The organism is Sorangium sp. So ce375 (genome assembly GCF_051473855.1).
In the GTDB taxonomy this organism is placed as follows: Bacteria; Myxococcota_A; Polyangia; order Polyangiales; family Polyangiaceae; genus Sorangium.
Window position 1 is genome coordinate 4,641,401 of sequence record NZ_CP150335.1, and the last position, 20,717, is coordinate 4,662,117.

Below are 20,717 nucleotides of genomic sequence, written 5' to 3' on the forward strand. Positions count from 1 at the left end.
CGCCTCGCGCCTCGACGGCGCTGGCGACGCGCTCGTCACCGCGCGTTGACAGACGGCGGGCCGCCGCGCCGAGGAGCGCTCAGTCCTCGCCCTGGACGCGATGGATGATGTACATCGCCGCCAGCTTGCCGAGCTGGCTCGCCGCGTCCCGCGCGCGCCCCCCGGTCGACGGGTTGAACAACGAGGCCGGCGACGTCGCCTCGATCGAGAACTCGTCGAGCACCCTCCCAGCGGGATCGGTGAGCTGCACCGTCGCCTTGAGGAGCGTGTCCATGTTGAAGACGCCCGTGAAGACGCCGGGCTCGTAGAACGTCACGCTCGCGCGGACGAAGAACGGCGCGTCGGCCGCGGTCGCCGCCCTGACGACGATGACGTCCTCGGATGACGCTCTCGCGACGAGCGCCTCCGTGAACTCTTCGTTCATCGCCGACTTGTCCTCCTGCCAGCTCTGCTGCTGCTCGGCGTCCTTCTCCGCCATCCAGTCGGCCTCGGACTTCTTGCCGACCTGGAGGGCGTGGAACGCGATGGGGACGATCCCGAAGCGCGCCTGGCCGTAGAACGGGTTCGGCATGGCCTGACGGGCGGTCTTCCAGGGGTGCCCGCACGCCGCGAGCAGCGGAGCCAGGCAGAGCATCAGGATCCAGAGCGCATGGCGACGGTGCACGGAGGGCCTCCTTGGCGAGCAGTCAGCAGCGGCGGCGCGGCGCGGCGACGCTCAGCCGCCGAGGAACGACGAGAGCGCACGGTAGCAGGCCCAGGCCACCGCGGCGCTCACCGGGATGGTGAGCACCCAGGCCCAGAGGATGCGCGTGGTCACGCCCCAGCGCACCGCGCTCACCCGCTGGCTCGCGCCCGCGCCCATGATGCAGCCGGTGATCACGTGCGTGGTCGACACCGGCATCCCCAGGAACGACGAGGTCAAGATCGTCGCCGCCGCGCTCGTTTCCGCCGCGAAGCCGTGGATGGGCTTGAGATCGATGATCTTGGTGCCCATGGTCTTGATGATCCGCACCCCGCCCGCCGCCGTGCCCATGGCCATGGCCGTCGCGCAGGCGATGACCACCCAGAGCGGCACCCGGAAATCGCCGTGGCCCGCGGGGATCGAGCCGTGCGCGACCAGGGCCATGGTGATGATGCCCATGGTCTTCTGGGCGTCGTTGCTCCCGTGGGAGAGCGCCATGAAGCCCGCGGAGAACATCTGCAGGATCCGGAAGCGCCGATTGACCACCGCCGGCCGGGTGCGTCGGACGATCCAGAAGATGGCGATCATCCCGAAGAAGGAGAACACGAAGCCCACGAGCGGGCTGATGACCAGGCTCTTGACCACCTTCAAGAGCCCCGCCCCCTGCACGGCCGCGGAGCCCGCCCGCCCGGCGCCCGCGCCCACGAGCCCGCCCACGAGGGCGTGCGACGACGACGATGGGATACCGAAATACCAGGTGAAGAGGTTCCAGAAGATCGCGCCCACAAGGGCGCTGAGCACCACCACCTGGGTCACCGCCGACGGCTCGATAAGGCCCTTCCCGATGGTGCTCGCCACCGCCGTGCCGGTGAGCGCGCCCCCGAAATTGAACAGCGCCGCGAGCAGCACGGCGGCGCGGATGGGGAGGACGCCGGTGCTCACCACCGTGGCGATGGCGTTGGCGGTGTCGTGGAAGCCGTTGATGTAATCGAAGACGAGCGCGACCACGATCACGAGGATCAGCGTGATGAGGAGAGTGTTCATGGCGCGCCCCTCAGGCGTTCTTGATCACCAGCGCCTCCAGCGCGTTGGCGACGTCGTCGCAGGCGTCGAGCGTGTTCTCGAGCCCCTCGAGGAACTCCTTGTGCTTGATGAGGTGGATGGCGTCCTTCTCGGTGTTGAAGAGCTCGACGATCGCCGATCGGAAGATCTGATCGCCGTCGTGCTCGAGCTTGGCGATGGCCTTGCAATGCCGGTTGATCTCCGTCACCCGCTTCATCCCCCGGAGCAGCTTGACGGCGCTCTCGATCTCGTTGCAACCCTCCAGGATCTTGGCGGCGAGCTCCTGGCTCACCGGGGGGAGATCCTCCATGGCGTGGACCACGACCCGCATCATCGTGGAGTGGATGCGATCGGAGACGTTCTCGATGTCGGTCGCCAGCGCGTAGATGTCGGAGCGATCGATCGGCGTGACGAACGTCTTGTTGAGGGCGTCGTAGACGTCGCGGATCACCGCGTCGGCCGCGTGCTCGACGTCGGTGATCCGCGAGACCAGGGTCTGCCTCTCGCTGGCGCTCCTGGCGCTGCAGCACTCCGAGAGGAGGTAGGCGCTCTGCAGCGCACAGTCGGCACCCCGCTCGAGCAAGTCGAAGAAGTGCTCTTCACGAGGTAAAAGTGATTTGATAACCCGATCGAGCCACATTAACGCACCTTCTTGGCGGGCGGCCGCATCCTAGCACGATCGCACCCTTGTCGAGCCCCGCTGGTGAGCCCCGTGGCGGGCGCGGCTCGCCGGGCTCGCCGGGCAGCGCGCCGCAGCAGGTCAGCGGCGCCGGGACCACTCGCCGGGCGGCACGCCGGTCCAGCGCTTGAACGCGCGCGTGAACGCGGCGACGTCGGCGAACCCGACCGCGAACGCCGCCTCGGTCACGCTCGCGCGGTGCGCCCCGAGGAGCTCCTCGGCCATCGCGCGCCGCGCGGCGTCGACGATCGCCTGGAAGCTCGTCCCGCGCTCGGACAGGCGGCGCTGGAGGCTGCGCGCGCTGTGGCCGACGGCGCGCGCGACGTGGTCGAGCGTCGCGTCGCCCCGCGGGATCGCCGTGCGCAGCTCGCGCCGCACGCGCGCGAGCACGTCCTCCTCGGCGCGCGGCAGCACGCGGTGCTCGCCCGCGGGCAGGCCGAGCGCGCGCTCGAGCTGCTGGGCGAGGAGCGCGAAGAGCGTCGGGTCGGTGGTGCTCATCCGCGCGTCGAGGAGCGCCCTGGGGTAGTCGATCTCGGCGCGCGCCTCGCCGTACCGGATCGGCGCGCGGAAGACGCTGCGCGCGAGCGCGTCGTCCGCGGGCGGCGGGCGCACGAGGCGGACGAGCGTGGGCTCGCGGGGGGGCGTCGCGGCGCGACGGAAGCGCAGGACGGTGGTCGCCGCGAGGTAGTCCCACACCGCGCTCGGGGCCGCGTGGCCGGGCGCGAGCGCGAAGCGGAACGTCACGTGGGCCGGTCCCTCCTCGAGCGTGTGCGCGGCGGCGTCGTGGAGGAGCCGCTGGAAGCGCAGGAACGCGCGCACCGCGCCGCGCACGTCGCCCGCGCTCGCGAGCGTGTACTCGACGAGCGACTGCGGCGCGGCGTCGACGAGCAGGGCGGCGCGCAGGCCGAAGGACTCGTCCGACGCCGAGAACGCGGCCCACGCGCGGCAGAGCTCGTCGTGCGTCACCCGCGCGTCGGGGCGGCCGAGCACCTCAGGGTCGATGCCGAGCCGCGCGCACGCTTCGGTCGGCGCGACGCCGTCGCGCTGCGACGCGGTCACGACCGCGACGCCGAGCGCCTGCGCGAAGACCGTGGCCGGTTGGGTCGCCGGGCGCGGGGGCACGGAGGAGGAGCAGCGTTTCTCCGGGGCGCGGCGGCGTCAAGAGGTGTCCGGGGCGAGGGCCGCACGGAGACCGGCGGCCAGAGGGCCGAGCGCTTCGGACCCGGAGCCACGACGGCCTTGGCTCGCGCCGTTCAACGCGACACGCGGCGCCGCTCGACGCGAGGCTCGAGTCGATATCTCCCAACGACCGAACCGGAGGGCGATAACGAGCGCCCATGAAGGTGACCGGATTCGCAGGTCCGCCCTTGGCCCACGGTTTGCAGACAGGCAGACAGTCGCAAACAGTTGCTGCCAGTTGCGGACAGCTCTTCGCAAACAGCCGCTCGTGTTCGCCCTCGGAGGAAGATCATGACCGATTTGCCCACTCGCCTGCTCGGACGCACTGGCGTCCGCGTGACCACCCTCGGCTTCGGCGCCATGGAACTGCGAGGCGCCCCTCGGGGGCCGGAGCTCTCGGATGAGGAGGTGGAGCGCATCCTGAACGGCGTGCTGGACGCCGGCATCAACTTCATCGACACCTCCATCGATTACGGTCGCAGCGAGGAGCGAATCGGGCGCTTCATCTCGCACCGCCGGCGCGAATACTTCTTGGCTTCGAAGTGCGGGTGCGTGGTCGGCGGCGCCCAGGGCGAGCATGTGCACACGGCACAGAACATCCGGCACGGCGTGGAGAACAGCTTGCGCCTGCTGAAGACGGACCACCTCGATCTGGTGCAGTTTCACCGGAGCCTCACCCGTCAGGAGCTCGAGCAGGACGGCGCCCTGGAGGAGGCGCTGAAGCTTAAGAGCGAGGGCAAGGTCCGCTTCCTCGGCGTATCCGGCACGCTGCCCAACCTGGTGGAGCAGATCGAGCTCGGCGTCTTCGACGCCTTCCAGATCCCGTACTCCGCGCTGCAGCGCGAGCACGAAGAGGTGATCAGCAAAGCCGCGCGGGCCGGCGCCGGGACCATCATCCGCGGCGGTGTGGCGCGGGGCGCGCCCACCGATTGGCAGCGCACGAACTACATGCTGCCGGGCACCACGATGCAGGACCGCTGGGAGCGGGCCAGGCTCGACGAGCTGCTCGATGGCCTGAGCCGGATCGAGTTCACCCTGCGCTTCACGCTCTCGCACCCGGATCTGAGCACCACGATCGTCGGGACCCGGGATCCGAAGCACCTGCGCGACAACTTGCAGTTCGCGAAGAAGGGGCCCCTGCCGAGCGAGGTCGTCAGCGAGGCGAAGCGGCGCTTGAGCCAGGCGGGCTCGGCGCCGGAGGCCGTGCCCGCGTCGAGCACACGACCGGTCGGCGCGGCCCAGGCGGCGGCGCCCGCGTAGGCTCCACGAGGCGGCCCGCACGCCCTCGCGTTGCTGCCACGGCAGCAGTCCGTGGTGATCTGCTGCTGCGGGACGGGCACTCCGCGACGACCTCTCACCGCCCTTCCGGCAGCGCCACGCGAGCGGGTAAGGTGGACGTCGATGCTGGCCTTTCTCAGGAAGCGGCGGCGCGACGCCGTCCGCCGTGAGCCCTTTCCGCCCGCGTGGCGCGAGATCCTCGACCGGAACGTGCCCTGCTTCGGCCGCCTTCCGGCCGAGGACCAGCAGGAGCTCCTCGGGCATATCCAGATCTTTCTGGACGAGAAGCCGTTCGAGGGGTGCGGCGGCCTGGAGATCACCGACGAGATTCGGGTCACGGTGGCGGCGCAGGCGTGCCTCCTCCTTCTGCACCGCGAGACCGACTACTACCCTGATCTCGAGGTCATCCTCGTCTACCCGAGCACCTACGTGGCCCGCGGCCGGGAGGTGCGGGAGGGGGGCGTCGTCGTCGAGGGCGACAGCGCGCGGCTCGGAGAGTCGTGGTCGCGGGGCTCGGTCGTGCTCGCGTGGGACGGCGTCCTCGCGGGCGCGGCGGACATGAGCGACGGTCACAACCTCGTGCTCCACGAGTTCGCGCACCAGCTCGATCAGGAGGAAGGCCCCGCCGACGGCGCGCCCGAGCTGCCCGCGCGCTCGATGTACGCGGCGTGGGCGCGCATCCTCGGCCGCGAGTACGAGCGCCTCCTCCGCGACGAGGCGAGCCTCAAGCGCACGGTCATCGACCCGTACGGCGCGACGAACCCGGCTGAGTTCTTCGCCGTCGTCACCGAGGCCTTCTTCGAGAAGCCACGGAAGCTCAGGGCGAAGCACCCGGAGCTCTACGAGCAGCTGAAGGCGTTCTACTGCCAGGACCCGGCCGGCCGGTAGCGGCGCCGCCCGCCGTGCCGTCGCCCCGCCGCGATCATCCCCCCGGAGCCGGCCTCCGCGAGCGGCTCACGCCTGGACGCACACGCCGGCCGCGGAGCAGGTGCAGCACTCTCCGCACCCGCCGCTGTTCACGCAGTCGACGCACCGGCCGGCGCCGTCGCACTGATCCTGCAGGCCGTTGCACAAGGTACCTCGCGACGCGGGATGCGCGACGCAGAGACCGCCATCGCAGGTGTACCGGACGCACTCCGTCGAGGTGCCGCACTCGCCGTCCTGCGCGCACTCGGCCGGCACGCAGTTACCAGCGTCGTCGCAGCGCCCCGCGGGGCAGGACCCTGGTTGGGGCGCGTGCACCGGTGTCGTCCCGACACAGGTGTCCGACGTGCACGGGTTGTGGTCATCCTCCGGCTCATCCGCGGCGGTGGCGACCTGCGCGCCGCGCCCATCGCAGAGGAGGCGCTGGCAGTCGTCCGCCTTCGGCGCGATCTCGGTCCCTTCTGGCAGCGGCGCCGTGCCGCACTTGCCGGCGACGCACGCCGGGATCTGGCACGGCTCTGCCGGGGCAGGGCAGTCCGAGGGCCCCGTACAGCTCGCGCCGGAGCCGGTGCTCGACGCGGCGTCGCTGCCCGTCCCGCCAGCGCCCGCGTCCACGCCGCCTGTCCCGCCAGCGCCGCCGTCACCTCCGTCGACGAAGCGGCGCTCCTCGGCGGCGCATCCACCGAGCCCGGCGAGCAGGAGAAGCTGCAGGAGAGCCGGCCAGATGCCGCCGGCGCGCCGACACGGATCCAAGGCCAAGGCGGGAGACGACCCCATGCGCCGCATCATAGAGCAGAAGCTGTCCGACGGCGAAGCGCGTGACCGTCGATGGCTTCCCTCCGCGCCATCCTCATCCGCAGGACATCGACAGCATGCTTGGCCGTTCCTTGCGTGGCTGTTGATTCACCCTAGAGCGGGGCGCATCTTCGTGCGCTACGGGCTCATCCACGTCGTTCGGCTCGCTGCGGCGTACGTTCGTACGCCTTACTCGCCTGCCTAGCGGCTGAGCCCGTAGCACACGAGGCTGCACCCCGCTCCAAGACTCACCTGACGGTGACGATCACCCACCCGGGCACGGCGCGCCGGCGCGGGCCCAGGTCTCCCATGCAGCCACGAACTCGGTGTACGGCGTCGGGATGGGCGTGCGGCCAGCGCCGGGGTTCCAGCCCCAGGTCACGAGGGGATCGTTGAGGTGGACACGCAACGCCGCCATGTCCTTGCCGCCATTGCGCGCCGGATCCTTGATTTGCTCGCACAGCGCGCCCGGGGCGACACCGACGAACACCATCGGCATCTCGGGCGGCGGCATGTGCCAGCCCTTCGAGACGCCGGGAGGCACGTGCATGCCGAAGCTGTTCGGCGGGTTCGTCGGCCCGTGGCAGGTCGTGCACTCGGCGCCGGCCATGCCGTGGCCCGTGGGACCGCGGAGCACGAGCTGCGTGTGGAGACGGCCCTCGTCGCCCTGCAGCGGCACGTCGCCGGCGGGGTGACAGTTCTGACAGCGAGGGTGCTGGAGGACGCCGCGCACGGTCTCGAACGCAGCGAGTGCGGCTTCGCGGCTGACCGGCGACGGCGAGGGGGCTTGCGACACCCCGGGCGTCTGTCCCCCGCACGCGGCGAGGAGAAAGGCGAGGACAAGAGAGGATCGGATCATGGTCAGCACCTAGGCGAGGCGGAACGGAAGGGAGCGCAGCCGCTGCTTGGTCAACGCGAATACAGCGTTCGCCACGGCAGGCGCGATCGGCGCGGTGGCAGGCTCCCCGATGCCGCCCATCTTGGCGTTGCTCGGGATGAGATGGACGGCGATGCGCGGCATGTCGAACATGCGGAGCATGGGATAGTCGTGGAAGTTGCTCTCCTGGACCTTCCCCTCGGCGATGTTGATCTTGCCGTAGAGCGCGGCCGTGAGGCCGAAAGCGACGCTGCCCTGGATCTGCGCCTCGATCCCGAGCGGGTTCACCGCGGTGCCGCAATCGACGCTGCAGGTGACCTCGTGCACGCGGATGCGCCCCTTCTCGATCGAGACCTCGGCGACCTCGGCGATGATGGATCCGAACGACTCGTGCATCGCGAGCCCCCGCGCCCGACCCTGCGGGGGCGCCGTGCCCCAGCCGGCCTTCTCCGCGGCGACCTTCAGCGCGTTGGCGTGCCGCGGCTTGTCCTTGAGCAGCTCGAGGCGGTACGCGAGCGGATCCTGCCCGGCGGCGTGCGCCAGCTCGTCCACGATGCTCTCCACCGCGAACGCCGTGTGTGTGTTGCCGACCGAGCGCCACCACAGGACTGTGACCGGCGTCTTCGGCGAGTGCAGCGACACGCGGAGCGCCGGCGTCCGCTCGACATAGGGCGACTCGGCGATCCCTTCCACCGAGGTGAGGTCGACGCCGTTCCTGGTGACGAACGACTCGAGCGGCGTGCCAGCGACGATCGACTGGCCCACGACCACCTGATCCCACGCCGCCGGCAAGCCGCGCGCGTCGACGCCGACCTGGATCCGATGGACGAACGCGGGCCGGTAGAACCCGCCGCGCATGTCGTCCTCGCGCGTCCACACGACCTTCACCGGCACGCCGGCTGCCTTCGCGACGATCACGGCCTCCGCGACGAAGTCCGCCACGGGGCTGGCGCGCCGCCCGAAGCCGCCGCCGAGGAACGTCGTGTGGATCTGGACCTTGTCGGGCGTCGTGCCGAGGATCTTCGCCGCGGCCATCTGATCGCCCGTCTGGAACTGCGTGCCCGTCCAGATCTCGCAGCGATCGCCGTCGATCTTGACCGTGCAGTTGAGCGGCTCCATCGGCGCGTGCGCGAGGTAGGGCACGTCGTACTCCGCCTCGATCCGGGATTTCGCGGCGGCGAGCGCCTCTTCCACCTTGCCGACGTTGGCCGCGACGACGCCGGGCGTCCGCGCCTGCGCGTGGAACTCGGCGAGCAGCTTGGCGCTGTCGACCCCGCCTCCCTCGGGCTGCGTCCACTCGGCGCGGAGCGCGTCGCGCCCGAGCTTGGCGGCCCAGAAATGCGCGGCGACGACGGCGACGCCGCTCGCCGTGGGGACGACCTTCTCGACGCCGGGCACCTTGAGCGCGTCCGCGGCGTCGAACTTGACGAGCTTGGCGCCGAAGGCGGGCGGGCGCAGCACCACCGCGGTGCGGAGCCCGGGGAAGTGCACGTCGAGCCCGAACTGCGCCTTGCCCGTGATCTTCTCCGGCGTGTCGATGCGGCGCACGAGCGTGCCGATCAGCTTCCAGTCCTTGGGGTCCTTCAGCTTCACCTTCGCCGGCGGGGGCAGCTTCATCGCGTCCTCGGCGAGCTGGCCATAGGTCAGCTGATCCTTGCCGTGGGTGACGACGCCCTTCGCGGCGGCGCACGCCGCGGGCGAGACCTTCCACCGGGCGGCCGCCGCGCGCAGCAGCATGTCCTTCGCCATCGCGCCGACGGTGCGATACCGATCGAACTCGCTGTTCGTGGACGACGACCCCCCGGTCATCTGAAAGTTCAGCGCCGGGTGGCCGTAGACCGGCGCGGCCGGCGCGTGCTCCGACCGCACCTTCGACCAGTCGCACTCGAGCTCCTCGGCGATCAGCATCGCGAGCCCGGTCCAGATGCCCTGGCCCATCTCGGAGTGCGCGAGCACGACGGTCACGGACTCGTCCGTGCCGACGCGAACGAACGCGTTGGGCGAGACCGGCGGCGGCTGCGCCGCCTTGGGCGCGGCGCGGACCCCCTGCGGGACGTAGAAGCTGATCAGGAGCCCGGCCGCCGAACCCGCTGTCGCTTGCAAAAAGCCACGTCGAGAGACGGTCACTTGCCACCTCGCTTGAGCTTCGACGCGAGATGCACCGCCTCGCGTACACGAACGTACGTCCCGCACCGGCAGACGTTTCCGGACAGCGCTGCGTCGATGTCAGCGTCGCTCGGATCAGGTTTCTGTTCGAGCAAGGCGACCGCCGTCATGATCTGCCCGGACTGGCAGTACCCGCACTGGACGACGTCGGCCTGCGCCCACGCCTGCTGCACGGCGTGCGACCCGTCGGGCGACAGGCCCTCGATCGTCGTCACCTTGCGCGTCCCGACGCTCGACACCGGCAGGACGCACGAGCGTGCAGGTTTGCCGTCGATGTGGACCGTGCAGGCGCCGCACTGGGCCATCCCACAGCCGTACTTGGTGCCCGTCAATCCCAGCAGATCCCGGAGCACCCAGAGCAGCGGCATCTCCGGACTGGCATCCACCTCACGAACAACGCCGTTGACATCGAGTTTCATGGCCATTCAGCGCATACTTTTGCGCTGGTGCGACGTCAAGCGACTGCGCTCGTTCTTATCATTTCTTCAACATCGGCCCGCGGCTCGCCGCCGGTTGTCGGCATCGGCACATCGGCACGTCGGCCCGCGGCTCAGGGGACGCGCGGCGCTCGCAGGCGACGTGTGGCAGCCAGCGCGGCCGGCGACGACGAACGCTCTGGCAGGAGCCCCGTGAAAGGATGATGATGCCGAGCGCATGAACGAGCTCGAGCGGATCGTGCAGGAAGCGGCGACGTTGGTGACGGAGCGGTCCCCGTTTCTGCTCGCGACCGTCGTGCGGGTGTCGGGCTCGTCGTACCGGCGCCCGGGCGCGCGGATGCTGGTCGCCGGCGATCGCTGGGTATCGGGCTGTGTGAGCGGTGGCTGCCTCGAGGGCGACGTGATGCTCCGCGGAGAGCACCGGTGCCGCGACGGCGCGGTGGTGGTCACTTACGACTCGACCACCGAAGATGGAGAGACGTGGGGTGTGGGGCTCGGCTGCAACGGCGTTGTCGATGTCCTGCTCGAGCATGTCGCGGCCGGGGCGACCCACGATGCGCTCGCGTTCGCCGCGGCCTGCTTCGCCGAGGAGACAACGGGCACGCTGGTCACGGTGATCCGCTCGACGGCCTCCGCGGTCCGGGTCGGCGCGCGCCTCGCGTTCGGTCCGCCGTGCGCGCTCGCACACCCGGTGACAGATCCGGCCGCGCGCTCCGCGATCGAGCCCGTGGCGCGGGGGCCGGCGGGCGTCGTGGAGCTCGATGGGCTGGGGATCACCGTGCTCGTCGAGAAGATCGCGCCGTCGCCTCAGCTCTTCGTGCTCGGGGGTGGCCACGACGCGGTGTCCATCGTCACGCTCGCGAAGTCGGTCGGGTTCCGCGTCACCGTGGCTGCTCCCGCGATCCGTCAGGCGGCTCGGTTCCGCGCCGCGGATCGCGTCGTCTCGACCGGCGGCGCGGCGGATCGCCTCCGCGCGCTCATCGACGCCGCGGCCGAGCCGTACGTCGTGGTCATGCATCATCAGCTCGCGCCGGATCGCGATGCGCTCGCGGTCGCCCTCGCGTCGCGCGCCCGCTACATCGGCGTGCTCGGGCCCGCGCGCCGCACGCGCGATCTCCTCGCCGAGATCGGCCACCCCGGCGACGATCCGCGGATCCACGCGCCGATGGGGCTCGATCTCGGCGCCGAGACGCCCGAGCAGATCGCGCTCTCGATCGTGGGCGAGCTCCAAGCTGTCGCGCGCCGCGCGCAGGGCGGCAAGCTCCGCGCCCGCGCCCGACCGCTGCATGCCCGCGTGGCGCTCGTCGTGCTCGCCGCCGGCGGCTCACGCCGCCTCGGGCGCCCCAAGCAGCTCGTCGAGCTCGACGGGGCGCCGCTCGTCCAGCGCGTGGCGACGGCGTGCGTCGAGGCGCGATCCGGACCGGTCGGCGTCGTGCTCGGCGCCCACGCCGGCGCGGTCGCGCGCGCGCTCGGTGATCTCGAGGTCGCGCACATCGCGAATGACGGCTGGGAAGAGGGCCTCGCCTCCTCGGCCCGCGCCGCGGTCCGTTGGGCGGAGTCCTTGCAGGCCGACGCGCTCCTGATCACGCTCGCGGACCAGCCCCTGCTCACGGTCGAGCACCTCACCGCCCTGCGGAATGCCTGGCTCGCGGGCGCTCCGATCGCCGCGTCGCGGTTCAGCGGCGTCGTGGGCGCGCCGGCCGTGTTCGACCGATCGCGCTGGGACGCCCTTGCGCGCCTCCAAGGGGACCAGGGCGCCGGCCGGCTGCTGCGCGTCGACGACGTCGTGGCGATCGACTGGGCGGGCGGGGCGATCGACGTCGATACGGCCGACGACGTGCGCGCGCTCGGCGGCCAGGCGCCGACGGATCACCCGAGCTGCTGAGCCCGGGGGGCGAGCGCCCGTTCCTGCGTGGCGCTCGGTGGCTCGATCACCAGCAGCTGTAGTCGTAGACCGAGCGCAGCGTCTCCCCGTCGCGCTCGACCAGCAGATCGCCGTCGAAGGTGTAGGTGAAGGCCGGAAGGGACGGGCTCGGCGTGCCGTCGAGCGGGTTCACCCCCTGTTCCCGGCGGAGGAGCCGACAACCATCGTAGACGATCTCCGTCGTGATGGTCGGCCGCTCATCGGTGAAGAGGTCGTACGTCACATGCGCGGGGCGCCCCTGGTCATCGAGATCATATCTGACGAAGTAGTCGTCGTTGCCATAGGTGATCGATCGAGCACCGTCGTCATAGGTGATGTCGAGGACACGGGGGTTGCCCGTGCCGACCTGGGTCATGCGGACCATGCGATCGCCTTCGTACTCGAAGGTGTGGGTGAAGGTGGCGCTGGGGCGCGTCTCGACCGCTCCGACGAGGTGCTGGCCATCGTATTCGTAGACGAACGACGTCACTTCCCCTGTGTCGGTCGACGTGTCCGTCTGGGCGCACGGTCCCGGGTGAGGCCCGTACATCCATGGCCCGAGCTCCGGCATGGGGACGCGGCCAGCGAGCTCCGGACAGGCCGTGACGCCGTCGCCGCCCGCGCCTCCGTCACCTGAGCCGCCCGCACCGCCCGAGCCCGTCGAGGCCGCAGATCCCGAGGCGCCGGCGCCCCCGCTCCCGGACGTCGACGGTCCGCCTTCGGCCTCGTCGTCACCGCAAGCTGCGAGCGTGAGCAGGCACATCGTGGCCACGTATCCGCACGTTCTGACGACAAATCGATGCATCTCTCTCCTCATCCGTCAACCTGGGTCGCCAGGTCGTCGCGCCCAGGTCGTTGGACTGTGCCAACCTGGATCGGGTTCCTCAGACATCCTGGTACGCGACCGTGATACCGGACATCCGACCTTCGCCCTCGAGCGACAAGCCCGTGGGGTCAACGTGAACATCGTCGATATCGCGCGAACCGACAACGATTCGAAGGGCACTGGTCGGCTGTCAACGAAGGCGGACACCCTCGACTCCATGAACCGGGCTCGTGACGCGCGTCGGCTCAGTCCGGCAATCGACATCATGACGTCAGGCGGACATCGCGGTGCTCAGGGCACGCGAGCTCCTGCTGGAACCTGTGATAACAAGCGCGCCTCATCGCCTCGAGCGCACCGCCGGGCAGTGTGCGTAGCGGACCTGGCAGAACCACGAGCATACCTATCCGCGGCCGTCTTGGCAACCGCTCCCTGGACAGCGCGATAGCGGGATCCGGTCGAGTCGACAAGGAGCCCGGATCGGGCGCGCCGCAAGTTGACGTCGGTTGACGTCGGTTGACGTCGGTTGACGTCTTGCGCCTGTTCGCAGTAATGGCGTGGCATGCATCGAGCTCTCGCCGCCGCTGCGCTCCCGCTCCTCGTCCTCGCGTGCGCCCCTGCCGCGCCGCCGCCGGCTGCGCCGTCGACGCCAGCGCCCGCGATTGCGGCGGCGGCGCCCGACGCGAGCGCGCAGCGGGCGCTGGGGGAGCAGCTCGTCGCGGCGTTCAACGACGCCTGGAACCGGCACGACATGGATGCGTTCGCTGCCCTTCAAGCGGACGACGCCGATTTCGTGAACATCTTCGGGATGTGGTGGCACGGGCGGGCGGACATCCGGGCGAACCATGTCGGCATCCACAAGACCGTCTTCAGCCGGAGCCGCCTCGCCAGCGTGCATGTCGAGACGCGCTTCGTCGCGCCGGATATCGCGGTGGTCCGCTGGGCATGGGAGCTGACCGGCGTCGTCACTCCGGATGGCCAGCCTGTGCCCGACATGCAAGGCATCCTCGTTCACGTGGCGCGGCGCGACGGGGACCGGCTGAAGATCGTGACGACGCAGAACACGCAGGCCACCGCCGACGCGTTCCGCGCGGTGCGCGGCATGGCGCCCCCGGCCCCGGCCGCCCAGTAGCCGCTCGCGGGCGCGCTCGCCGTGTCGACGCTGATCGAGACCGGCAGGCCGGCATCGCGGCGAGCGAGCGTGCTTACCGCACCAGCGCCGGCGCGCTCAGCGCGGCCGCGTCGGTCATCCCGGCCTGGACGCGCGCGTAGATGCCGCACGCCTCGCCGGCGATGAGGTAGATGCCGTAATTGACCGACTCCCGCCGCTCGTTCTCCAGCGCGGCGAAGTACCGTTGCGCGATCCACCGCCCCTCCCGGGCCTTGGCCAGGGACGCGCGCCAGACGTCGTCGGGCGTGTGGCGCCCGAGGAGCACCTCTTCTCCCTCGGCGCCGTAATCGCTCTTCAGGACCCACTCCTCCCGCTGCGCGAGGAGCAGCTCGGGGTGCACCGTCTCCAGCCGCGACGTCACCGGGACGTAGCGCTGGATCACCGACTGCGCGTGCGGCGAGAAGCGATGGATGTGCTCCCACATGAACGCCATCGAGCGCTTGTTCTGCGGAAGCACGGCGCCGAGCGGGTTCAGGACCGCGGCGCGTCCGTCGGCCACGGCGGAGAGCACCGCGCCGAGCGGGCCGGCGAGCGGCTCGGCGTCGGGGATCTGCTCGTCGGTCCACACGCTCGAGCGCTCGCCCCACCAATCCGTCTTGTAATGGCGGAGCAGGACCGAGAAAGGGACGTCGAAGAGCGACAGGCCGCGATCGTCGTGGTTCAGGTTGTACGGCGAGCCGAGGACCACCGAATACCCGCGCTCCGTGAGCCAGCGCCGGTAGAGGCGGATCACGGAGAGGTCCTCGGTGAACTCCGTAGGATAGACGAAGCCGAGGCGCCGCGTCGCGGCCTCGCCGAGGAGCGCGCGGGCGACCTCGTCCACCATCGCGCAGAACCGGGCGCCGAGCTCGGCGTTGGGGTCGCGCGCGCCGGGGTGGTCCGGCGCCGCGAGCGCGCTCAGCACGACCGCCTCCGCCTCGCCCGTCGGGGTGTCGCAGTTCAGCTCGGCGATCGCCGGGCCCTCGTCGGTCAGGAAGACGTCGGCGCGCGCGACGCCGTGCCACAGCGGCTGCGACGAGAGCCACATCGCCTTCTGACAGGGCGTCAGACAGAAGAAGTCGTCGAGCAGCGAGGGCTCGTCCCCGACGATCAGGCAAAGCTCGTTGTAGACGGCCGCGACCTCCTCGGCCGCCCGGTACAGGGCGCGCTGATCGGCCGGCGTGACGAACACCGGCTCCTCGCGGAAGCGCGGGGCTCCGTCGAACCAAGGGTCGGTGATGATGCCTGTGTCGACGATCTTCGCGGCGAAGGCGTCGTAGGCGCGGACAGCGGAGGTCATAGGAGGCGCGCTATGGCGATCGAGGTCGCGAGGTACGTCGCCGCCTCGAGGGCGCCCAGCCCCTCGTTGCGGTCGGCCGCGATGCCGGCGTCGAGGCGGCCGCCGCGCAGCGCGAGCGGCGCGCCGAGCAGCACGCTCTGCACTAGGAGCTGCCGGACAGGGTAGAGGGCGAACAGATAGAGCAGCACGCCGCCATAGCCCTTCAGCGAAATGAAGAGACCCTCGAAGTCGCCCTCCAGCGCCCGCGCGATGATGATCGCCACCGCGATCGACGCGCCGGCGTAGCTCAGCGCGGCGGCGAGGTTCTCTCCCTGGATCTGCTCGGCGTCATCGTACGTGGTGAGCGCCCGGAAGAGCGAGATGAACACGTGCAGCGTGATCTGCGCGAGGAGGAAGAAGCCGAGCGAGATCGCGAGATCGCCGAGATCCTTTCCCGCGATCGCCCGCGAGGTGATGAGCCCGGTCGCCACGTAGTGCGCGCCCGCCGCGAGCCCGGCGGCCGCGTTGCCGCGCTCGATCTCGGCCGGGAGCCGCGCCTTGAGCAGGAGCCGGATCCCGAGGTGGCCGGTCGCGAGCACGAGGAGCAGGCCCACGACGGCGAACGCGCTCACCCAGAGGAGGTCGCGCGCGAAGCCCGCGCCCTCCAGGCAGTTCTTGACCGCGTTCGCGGCGACGAGGAACACCGCGAGGACCTGGCCCACCGTGAGCAGCCGGCGGGCCGGGTTGTTCTCGGTGAGATCGCGGGCGGCGGTGTGCGCCGGCGAGAAGACCCTCTGCCCGATGCGCAGTAGGGCGAGCAGAGCGAGCGTGGTGCCCAGCCCGAACCCCATGACGTAGGACAGATCCATGGGACGCACGCTACAGAACGCGCCGCGCCCTCACAAGCCCGAGCCTCGCGCCACGCCGCCGCGAGGCGCGGCGGGGCCTCCGGGTTTGCGGGGCGCCCCGCGCTTTGTGATATGGGTAGACCTGCCGGGCGGCGACGCCCCGGCTCCGGCGGCGGACCCATGGTCGAACCTCCTCGTGACTCCGGCATTCAGGGCATCTTCGCGCGACCCTATATCGACCTCGAGCCGTACCTCGACCTCGCCCCGCTCGGCGAGATCCACGAGGAGATCTGCCTCGGGCTCACCCAGGTACCGATCGACTACACGGGCGGCAGCCACCGCACGATGGGCATCATGCCGCCATCGCGCCTCGGCGAGGCGTTCGCCGACTACGGCGAGGTGATCCGCGGCCTCGACGACGAGGAGTTCGCCACGTTCCAGCGGCTCTCGGACGACCCCGCGTCGATCGAGCGCTCGGCGCGCGCCGCGCTCGAGTTCGGCGAGGAGCGGCAGATACCGCTCTCTCGGCGGCAGATGCTGTGGCTCAAGTTCCGACATGGGGTCTACTTCCCCTGGAAGGTCTATGTCGAGCTCATCCCGAACCGCACTTGGAGCGACAAGAGCCGGAGCGAAGGCAAGGATTTCACCCGGCTCGCGCGGACGTTCTTCCCGAGGACGATCGCCTTCGTGAAGCGCTTGCCGTTCTCGTCGATCGGGCGCTGCAACATCATGGGCCTCGAGGCCAACGATCACGGCACGGTGCACCACGACGGGGAGGGGACGCCGGAGGAGGGGAGCGCGCCAGATCACGAGCCCGACCACTTCATCACGCTCTGCCCCGCGGGCAACAAACGCCTGTTCCTGTGGGACGAGCGGGCGCGGCGGAAGACGGCCGTCGTCGGCCGGGCCTACTGGTTCAACGATCACGATTACCACGGCGTCGAGGCGGATCCGTACTTCAGGTACTCGGTGCGCATCGACGGCACCTTCACGCCGGAGTTCATCGAGGCGCTCCGGCGCGACCACGCCAGGGCGGCCGGGTCCGCGCCGCACGCGCCACCGGCGCCGCCCGAGCGCGCGCCGCAGGGCGCCGAGGAGGCCGCCGCGTGAGCGAGCTGGACGAGCCGTTCGAGCGAGACGAGGTGCTCGACAAACCCGGGATCATCGGGGCGCGCTGGTGGCACAAGGGCCTGGCCGACGCGCCGAAGGACGCGTCGCGGCGGAACGCGATCCTTGTCGCGCTCGGCGCGGTCGGGCTCGCGGGGTTGGCGGGCACGATCGCCGTTGTCGCCGATGCGTGCTCGGGCGACGACACCGAGGTCCAGAGAAAGCGGGCGCTCGACATGCAGCGGACCTTCGGCTGGAGCTTCGGCGCCGCGCAGGAGAGCGTGACCTTCGACGGCGAGTCGAAGAAGCCGTTCGACCGGGCCGCGCTCGCGAGGATGTCCGCCGATCTCAGGCCGGCGGACGAGGGCGCGCGCGCCTACTACGTGCCTGCGCTGTTCGAGTCGCCGTCGGCCGCCCCCGCGCTCGTCGCGGAGGGGGATCCGGCGCCCATCACGCCGCTCGGCGACGTGCTCCGGCCGATCTTCACGCCGGCGATGGACCGCGCCTACCGGAGCGGCAAGGCGCTCGCGTCGCTGTTCCTCGCCGCGCGGACGGACAGCGGTCTTCGCCGCGACATCGCGTTCATCGTGGATCTCGACGGCCCGGAGGCGGTGGCCTTTGCCGCCGGCGCGGCGGAGGCGTTCGACCCGGTGTTCACGTTCGACAACTGGCCGCACCCGCGAGGCGTCGTCAAGGCGCACCTGACGCTCGCCGCGGCGGCGTACTACCAGCCGCTCTTCGCCCGCTCGTATCCCGGCCCCCGCGCGACGATGTTCGTCCTCGATCGGCAGCGGCTCTCGGCCTATTCGGACGACGCGGCGCAGTTCGACAACCGGTATGTCGCGAGGCTGCCGTCCGCCGAAGCGCTCCGGGACCGGGGGGTTCGTTATGTGCTGTACGTCGTCCCCAACCCGAGCGATTCGACCGAGTCCGACGACCTCAACGACGACCTCATAGCGTTCCAAACGGGTCGGCTCGGCGTGAGATCGATCGCCGCGAGCGTCTTCGCCGCCGACCCCGCGGAGGCGAAGCCCGCGAGCGAGACCGAGGATTGGCCTCCCTACTATTATGGCGGCCGCGCCGCGTCGCACGGCTGGTTCTGGATCGACTATCCGTGGGGCCCGCCCCCCCGCCCGGCGCCGGTCGAGCCGATCGCAGTACCGAGGCCGGGCAAGCTCTACACACCGGTGCCGCGCGCAACGCCGTTCTCGAGCACCGTCGCCAGCCCGGGCGGGGCGCCGGCGCTTCCGCAGGGCTTCGGCACGGTGCCTGTCGTCGTGGCGCTCGGCACCGGCGCGATCCTCGGCGCGGCCCTCAGCCGGAGCGGCTCGTGGAACCGGGCTTCGGGCGGGTTCGGAGGCTGATCGTGGAGCACTCGATCTTCGCGATGGAGGTGTGCGCGCGCCTGGACCCCGGGAGCGCCTTGCAGCGCACGCTGCTCGAGGCCGTCCAGGTCCAGTTCGAAAAGATGAGCCTGCAGCACAAGTGGTACCAGTACCGCCGCGCGCAGCTGGCGCTGCTCTCCAATCTGCAGGCCATCGAGAAGGGGTGCTGGGACTACTTCGATGACGACTCCCGTGCGCTGAACGATTACGGCATGTGGTGCCGCGGCATGATCACCGAGGAGGGCGCGCGCAAGGGGCCATCGGGGGCGTCGGGCCCGTACCGAGGTCAGCCGCGGTACCTGACCTTCACGATGGCGTTCTTGCTGGTCCAGGGCTCACCCACGGATCGGATGCTCCGCACCGTCTGCGACATCCCCAAGGATCGCCTGTGGCGCCGCGACGTGTTCGGCCACATCCTCCAGAACCTCGGTCACGTGAGCTTCGCCAGCGTCAAGTCGGATGTCATCTACCTGATCCCGCGGGACGAGGGCTGGGCGCTGACGGCCGAGGATCTGACGGATCCCAAGTTCCACTACCTGCGAACGATCGTCTGAGGCCGGTCGCGCGGAGGGGCTTGCTGCACTCATCGGGCGCCGCACCGGCGAGGTCGGCCTGGGCGGAGCCCAGGCCGGGAGGCGGGTCCCATCTCGTGATCGACTTGCCGGGCGTCCTCATCGAGGAAGCAAGGGAGAGCCAGGAGCGCGCATGAAGCCGACAGTGCTCGTCGTCGACGACAAGGCGAACATGCTGGCGCTGCTCTCCAAGGTGCTCGGCAAGAGCGCCAAGGTCCTGACAGCGCGGGGCGTGCGAACGGCGCTCCAGATCCTTGAAACCGAGCCGGTCACAACCGTCGTCTGCGATCTGCGCATGAACGACGGGGATGGGCTCGAGGTGCTCCGGGCAGTGCGCGCGCGCTGGCCCGGAGTGCCCTTCATCCTGATGACCGCGCATGCGTCGGTTCCGACCGCAGTCCAGGCCATGCGCGAGGGCGCCTACGACTACGTGACGAAGCCGTTCGACCCGGACGAGCTGCGCGCGCTTGTCGAGCGGGCCATGGCGCAGGCCGCGGTGCTGAAGGGCGAGCAGGACACGCCGGAGGCACAGGGCTTTGCGGGCATGACGGGGCGTTCGCCCGCGATGCGGGCGCTCTACCAGCTCATCCACCGCGTGGCGCCGACGGACGCGACAGTGCTCATCCTGGGCGAGACTGGCACCGGGAAGGAGCTCGTGGCGCGCGCCATCCATGAGCACTCGTCCCGCGCGTCGCACCGCCCCATTGCCGTCAACTGCGCGGCCATTCCCCGTTCGCTGATCGAGAGCGAGCTCTTCGGCCACGCGCGCGGCTCGTTCACGGGCGCGGCCATGGACCGGGCGGGGCTCTTCGAGGAGGCGCACGGGAGCACGCTGTTCCTCGACGAGATCGGCGAGCTCAGGCCGACGGTCCAGGCGAAGCTCACGCGCGTGCTCGAGGAGCGGGCGGTGCGGCGCATCGGCGAGTCGCGCGAGCGCAAGGTGGACGTGCGGCTCGTCAGCGCGACGCACCGCGACCTCCGGGCCATGGTCAAGACGGGCGCCTTCCGCGAGGACCTGTGGTTCCGGCTCAACGTCTGCGTCGTCGAGCTGCCCCCGCTGCGCGAGCGCGCAGAGGACATCCCGCTCCTGGCGCAGCGGTTTCTCGCCGAGCGAGCGCCGCAGTCGCGCTCGTCCGCGACCGGGTTCTCGGCGGCGGCGATGAGCGCGCTCCAGATGCACCGGTGGCCTGGCAACGTGCGCGAGCTCAAGAGCGCCGTCGAGCGGGCGCTGGTCATCGAGACGACGAGCGAGATCCGCATCGAGTCCCTGCCGTCCGAGGTGCAGGGGGCGAGCCCGCTCCGGCTCACGAGCTCGAGCGACGTGGACCTCGCTCAGCTCTCGTACCGCGAGGCGGTCGACGCGTGCCGCGAGGAGATGAACCGGCGCTACCTGCAGGCCGTGATGCGCCGCTTTCGCGGCGATGTGCTGAAGGCCGCCGCCCACGCGGGCGTCGAGCGGGAAAGCTTCTACCGGCTCCTCCGCCGCTGCGGCCTCTCCGCCGACGACTTCCGCGAGGAGCGCCGGGGCACGGACGGATCGAAGAACTGAGCGGGCATTCACCGTGAAACAT

The 20,717-nt window shown here is 70.7% G+C and carries 19 protein-coding genes; 8 read left to right on the plus strand and 11 right to left on the minus strand.

The window, feature by feature from the left end; translation table 11 throughout:
* Window positions 1-79 precede the first annotated feature (79 nt).
* The 4 genes from WME90_RS17250 to WME90_RS17265 all read right to left on the minus strand — a co-directional run bounded on the left by WME90_RS17250 (window position 80) and on the right by WME90_RS17265 (window position 3,545).
* A complete protein-coding gene (locus tag WME90_RS17250) occupies window positions 80-664 on the minus strand; it encodes a hypothetical protein (RefSeq protein WP_437282233.1) in 585 nt (194 codons plus the stop codon).
* Window positions 665-715: 51 nt separating this feature from the next.
* Complete coding sequence (locus WME90_RS17255) at window positions 716-1,726, minus strand: anion permease (RefSeq protein ID WP_437282234.1); 1,011 nt, start codon at window positions 1,724-1,726, stop codon at window positions 716-718.
* Window positions 1,727-1,736: 10 nt separating this feature from the next.
* On the minus strand, window positions 1,737-2,384 hold the full coding sequence (locus WME90_RS17260) for a DUF47 domain-containing protein (RefSeq protein WP_437282235.1): 648 nt from the start codon (window positions 2,382-2,384) through the stop codon (window positions 1,737-1,739).
* Between the two features lie 120 nt (window positions 2,385-2,504).
* Complete coding sequence (locus WME90_RS17265; RefSeq protein WP_437282236.1) at window positions 2,505-3,545, minus strand: AraC family transcriptional regulator ligand-binding domain-containing protein; 1,041 nt, start codon at window positions 3,543-3,545, stop codon at window positions 2,505-2,507.
* A gap of 348 nt (window positions 3,546-3,893) precedes the next feature.
* Here WME90_RS17265 and WME90_RS17270 point away from each other — a divergent pair, with 348 nt between their 5' ends.
* Both WME90_RS17270 and WME90_RS17275 read left to right on the plus strand, forming a co-directional pair.
* Entirely contained in the window at window positions 3,894-4,862 is a 969-nt protein-coding gene (locus WME90_RS17270; RefSeq protein WP_437282237.1) for an aldo/keto reductase, read from the plus strand.
* Between the two features lie 141 nt (window positions 4,863-5,003).
* Complete coding sequence (locus tag WME90_RS17275) at window positions 5,004-5,768, plus strand: zinc-dependent peptidase (protein ID WP_437282238.1); 765 nt, start codon at window positions 5,004-5,006, stop codon at window positions 5,766-5,768.
* Window positions 5,769-5,834: 66 nt separating this feature from the next.
* Here the strand turns inward: WME90_RS17275 and WME90_RS17280 are convergent, their stop codons facing one another.
* The 4 genes from WME90_RS17280 to WME90_RS17295 form a co-directional block, all read right to left on the minus strand.
* Window positions 5,835-6,581, minus strand: coding sequence for a hypothetical protein (locus WME90_RS17280; protein WP_437282239.1), 747 nt, complete (start codon window positions 6,579-6,581; stop codon window positions 5,835-5,837).
* 283 nt (window positions 6,582-6,864) lie between these two features.
* Window positions 6,865-7,458, minus strand: coding sequence for a hypothetical protein (locus WME90_RS17285; RefSeq protein WP_437282240.1), 594 nt, complete (start codon window positions 7,456-7,458; stop codon window positions 6,865-6,867).
* A 9-nt stretch (window positions 7,459-7,467) separates the two neighbouring features.
* A complete protein-coding gene (locus WME90_RS17290) occupies window positions 7,468-9,603 on the minus strand; it encodes a molybdopterin cofactor-binding domain-containing protein (RefSeq protein ID WP_437282241.1) in 2,136 nt (711 codons plus the stop codon).
* Entirely contained in the window at window positions 9,600-10,061 is a 462-nt protein-coding gene (locus tag WME90_RS17295) for a (2Fe-2S)-binding protein (protein WP_437282242.1), read from the minus strand. Before WME90_RS17295 ends, WME90_RS17290 begins: the two co-directional genes overlap by 4 nt.
* 235 nt (window positions 10,062-10,296) lie before the next feature.
* Here WME90_RS17295 and WME90_RS17300 point away from each other — a divergent pair, with 235 nt between their 5' ends.
* The gene (locus tag WME90_RS17300; RefSeq protein ID WP_437282243.1) at window positions 10,297-11,964 is read left to right on the plus strand and encodes an NTP transferase domain-containing protein; all 1,668 of its coding nucleotides are present in this window, start codon (window positions 10,297-10,299) and stop codon (window positions 11,962-11,964) included.
* Between the two features lie 46 nt (window positions 11,965-12,010).
* Here the strand turns inward: WME90_RS17300 and WME90_RS17305 are convergent, their stop codons facing one another.
* Window positions 12,011-12,787, minus strand: coding sequence for a hypothetical protein (locus WME90_RS17305; RefSeq protein ID WP_437282244.1), 777 nt, complete (start codon window positions 12,785-12,787; stop codon window positions 12,011-12,013).
* A gap of 580 nt (window positions 12,788-13,367) precedes the next feature.
* Here WME90_RS17305 and WME90_RS17310 point away from each other — a divergent pair.
* The gene (locus WME90_RS17310; RefSeq protein WP_437282245.1) at window positions 13,368-13,937 is read left to right on the plus strand and encodes a YybH family protein; all 570 of its coding nucleotides are present in this window, start codon (window positions 13,368-13,370) and stop codon (window positions 13,935-13,937) included.
* Window positions 13,938-14,010: 73 nt separating this feature from the next.
* Here WME90_RS17310 and WME90_RS17315 read toward each other — a convergent pair whose 3' ends face one another.
* Complete coding sequence (locus tag WME90_RS17315; RefSeq protein ID WP_437282246.1) at window positions 14,011-15,255, minus strand: glutathionylspermidine synthase family protein; 1,245 nt, start codon at window positions 15,253-15,255, stop codon at window positions 14,011-14,013.
* Window positions 15,252-16,103: a DUF350 domain-containing protein gene (locus tag WME90_RS17320; protein ID WP_437282247.1), complete on the minus strand. Its 852-nt coding sequence runs from the start codon at window positions 16,101-16,103 to the stop codon at window positions 15,252-15,254. The genes WME90_RS17315 and WME90_RS17320 overlap by 4 nt, the downstream gene beginning before the upstream one ends.
* Window positions 16,104-16,262: 159 nt before the next feature.
* Between WME90_RS17320 and WME90_RS17325 the strand changes: the two genes are divergently transcribed.
* From WME90_RS17325 to WME90_RS17340, 4 genes are all read left to right on the plus strand, one after another.
* Window positions 16,263-17,192 (plus strand): hypothetical protein, encoded by a 930-nt coding sequence (locus WME90_RS17325; RefSeq protein WP_437282248.1) that lies wholly within the window; start codon window positions 16,263-16,265, stop codon window positions 17,190-17,192.
* A complete protein-coding gene (locus WME90_RS17330) occupies window positions 17,189-18,553 on the plus strand; it encodes a hypothetical protein (protein WP_437282249.1) in 1,365 nt (454 codons plus the stop codon). Before WME90_RS17325 ends, WME90_RS17330 begins: the two co-directional genes overlap by 4 nt.
* Window positions 18,554-18,555: 2 nt before the next feature.
* Window positions 18,556-19,128: a hypothetical protein gene (locus tag WME90_RS17335; protein WP_437282250.1), complete on the plus strand. Its 573-nt coding sequence runs from the start codon at window positions 18,556-18,558 to the stop codon at window positions 19,126-19,128.
* 151 nt (window positions 19,129-19,279) lie between these two features.
* Entirely contained in the window at window positions 19,280-20,695 is a 1,416-nt protein-coding gene (locus WME90_RS17340; RefSeq protein WP_437282251.1) for a sigma-54-dependent transcriptional regulator, read from the plus strand.
* Window positions 20,696-20,717: the final 22 nt, after the last annotated feature.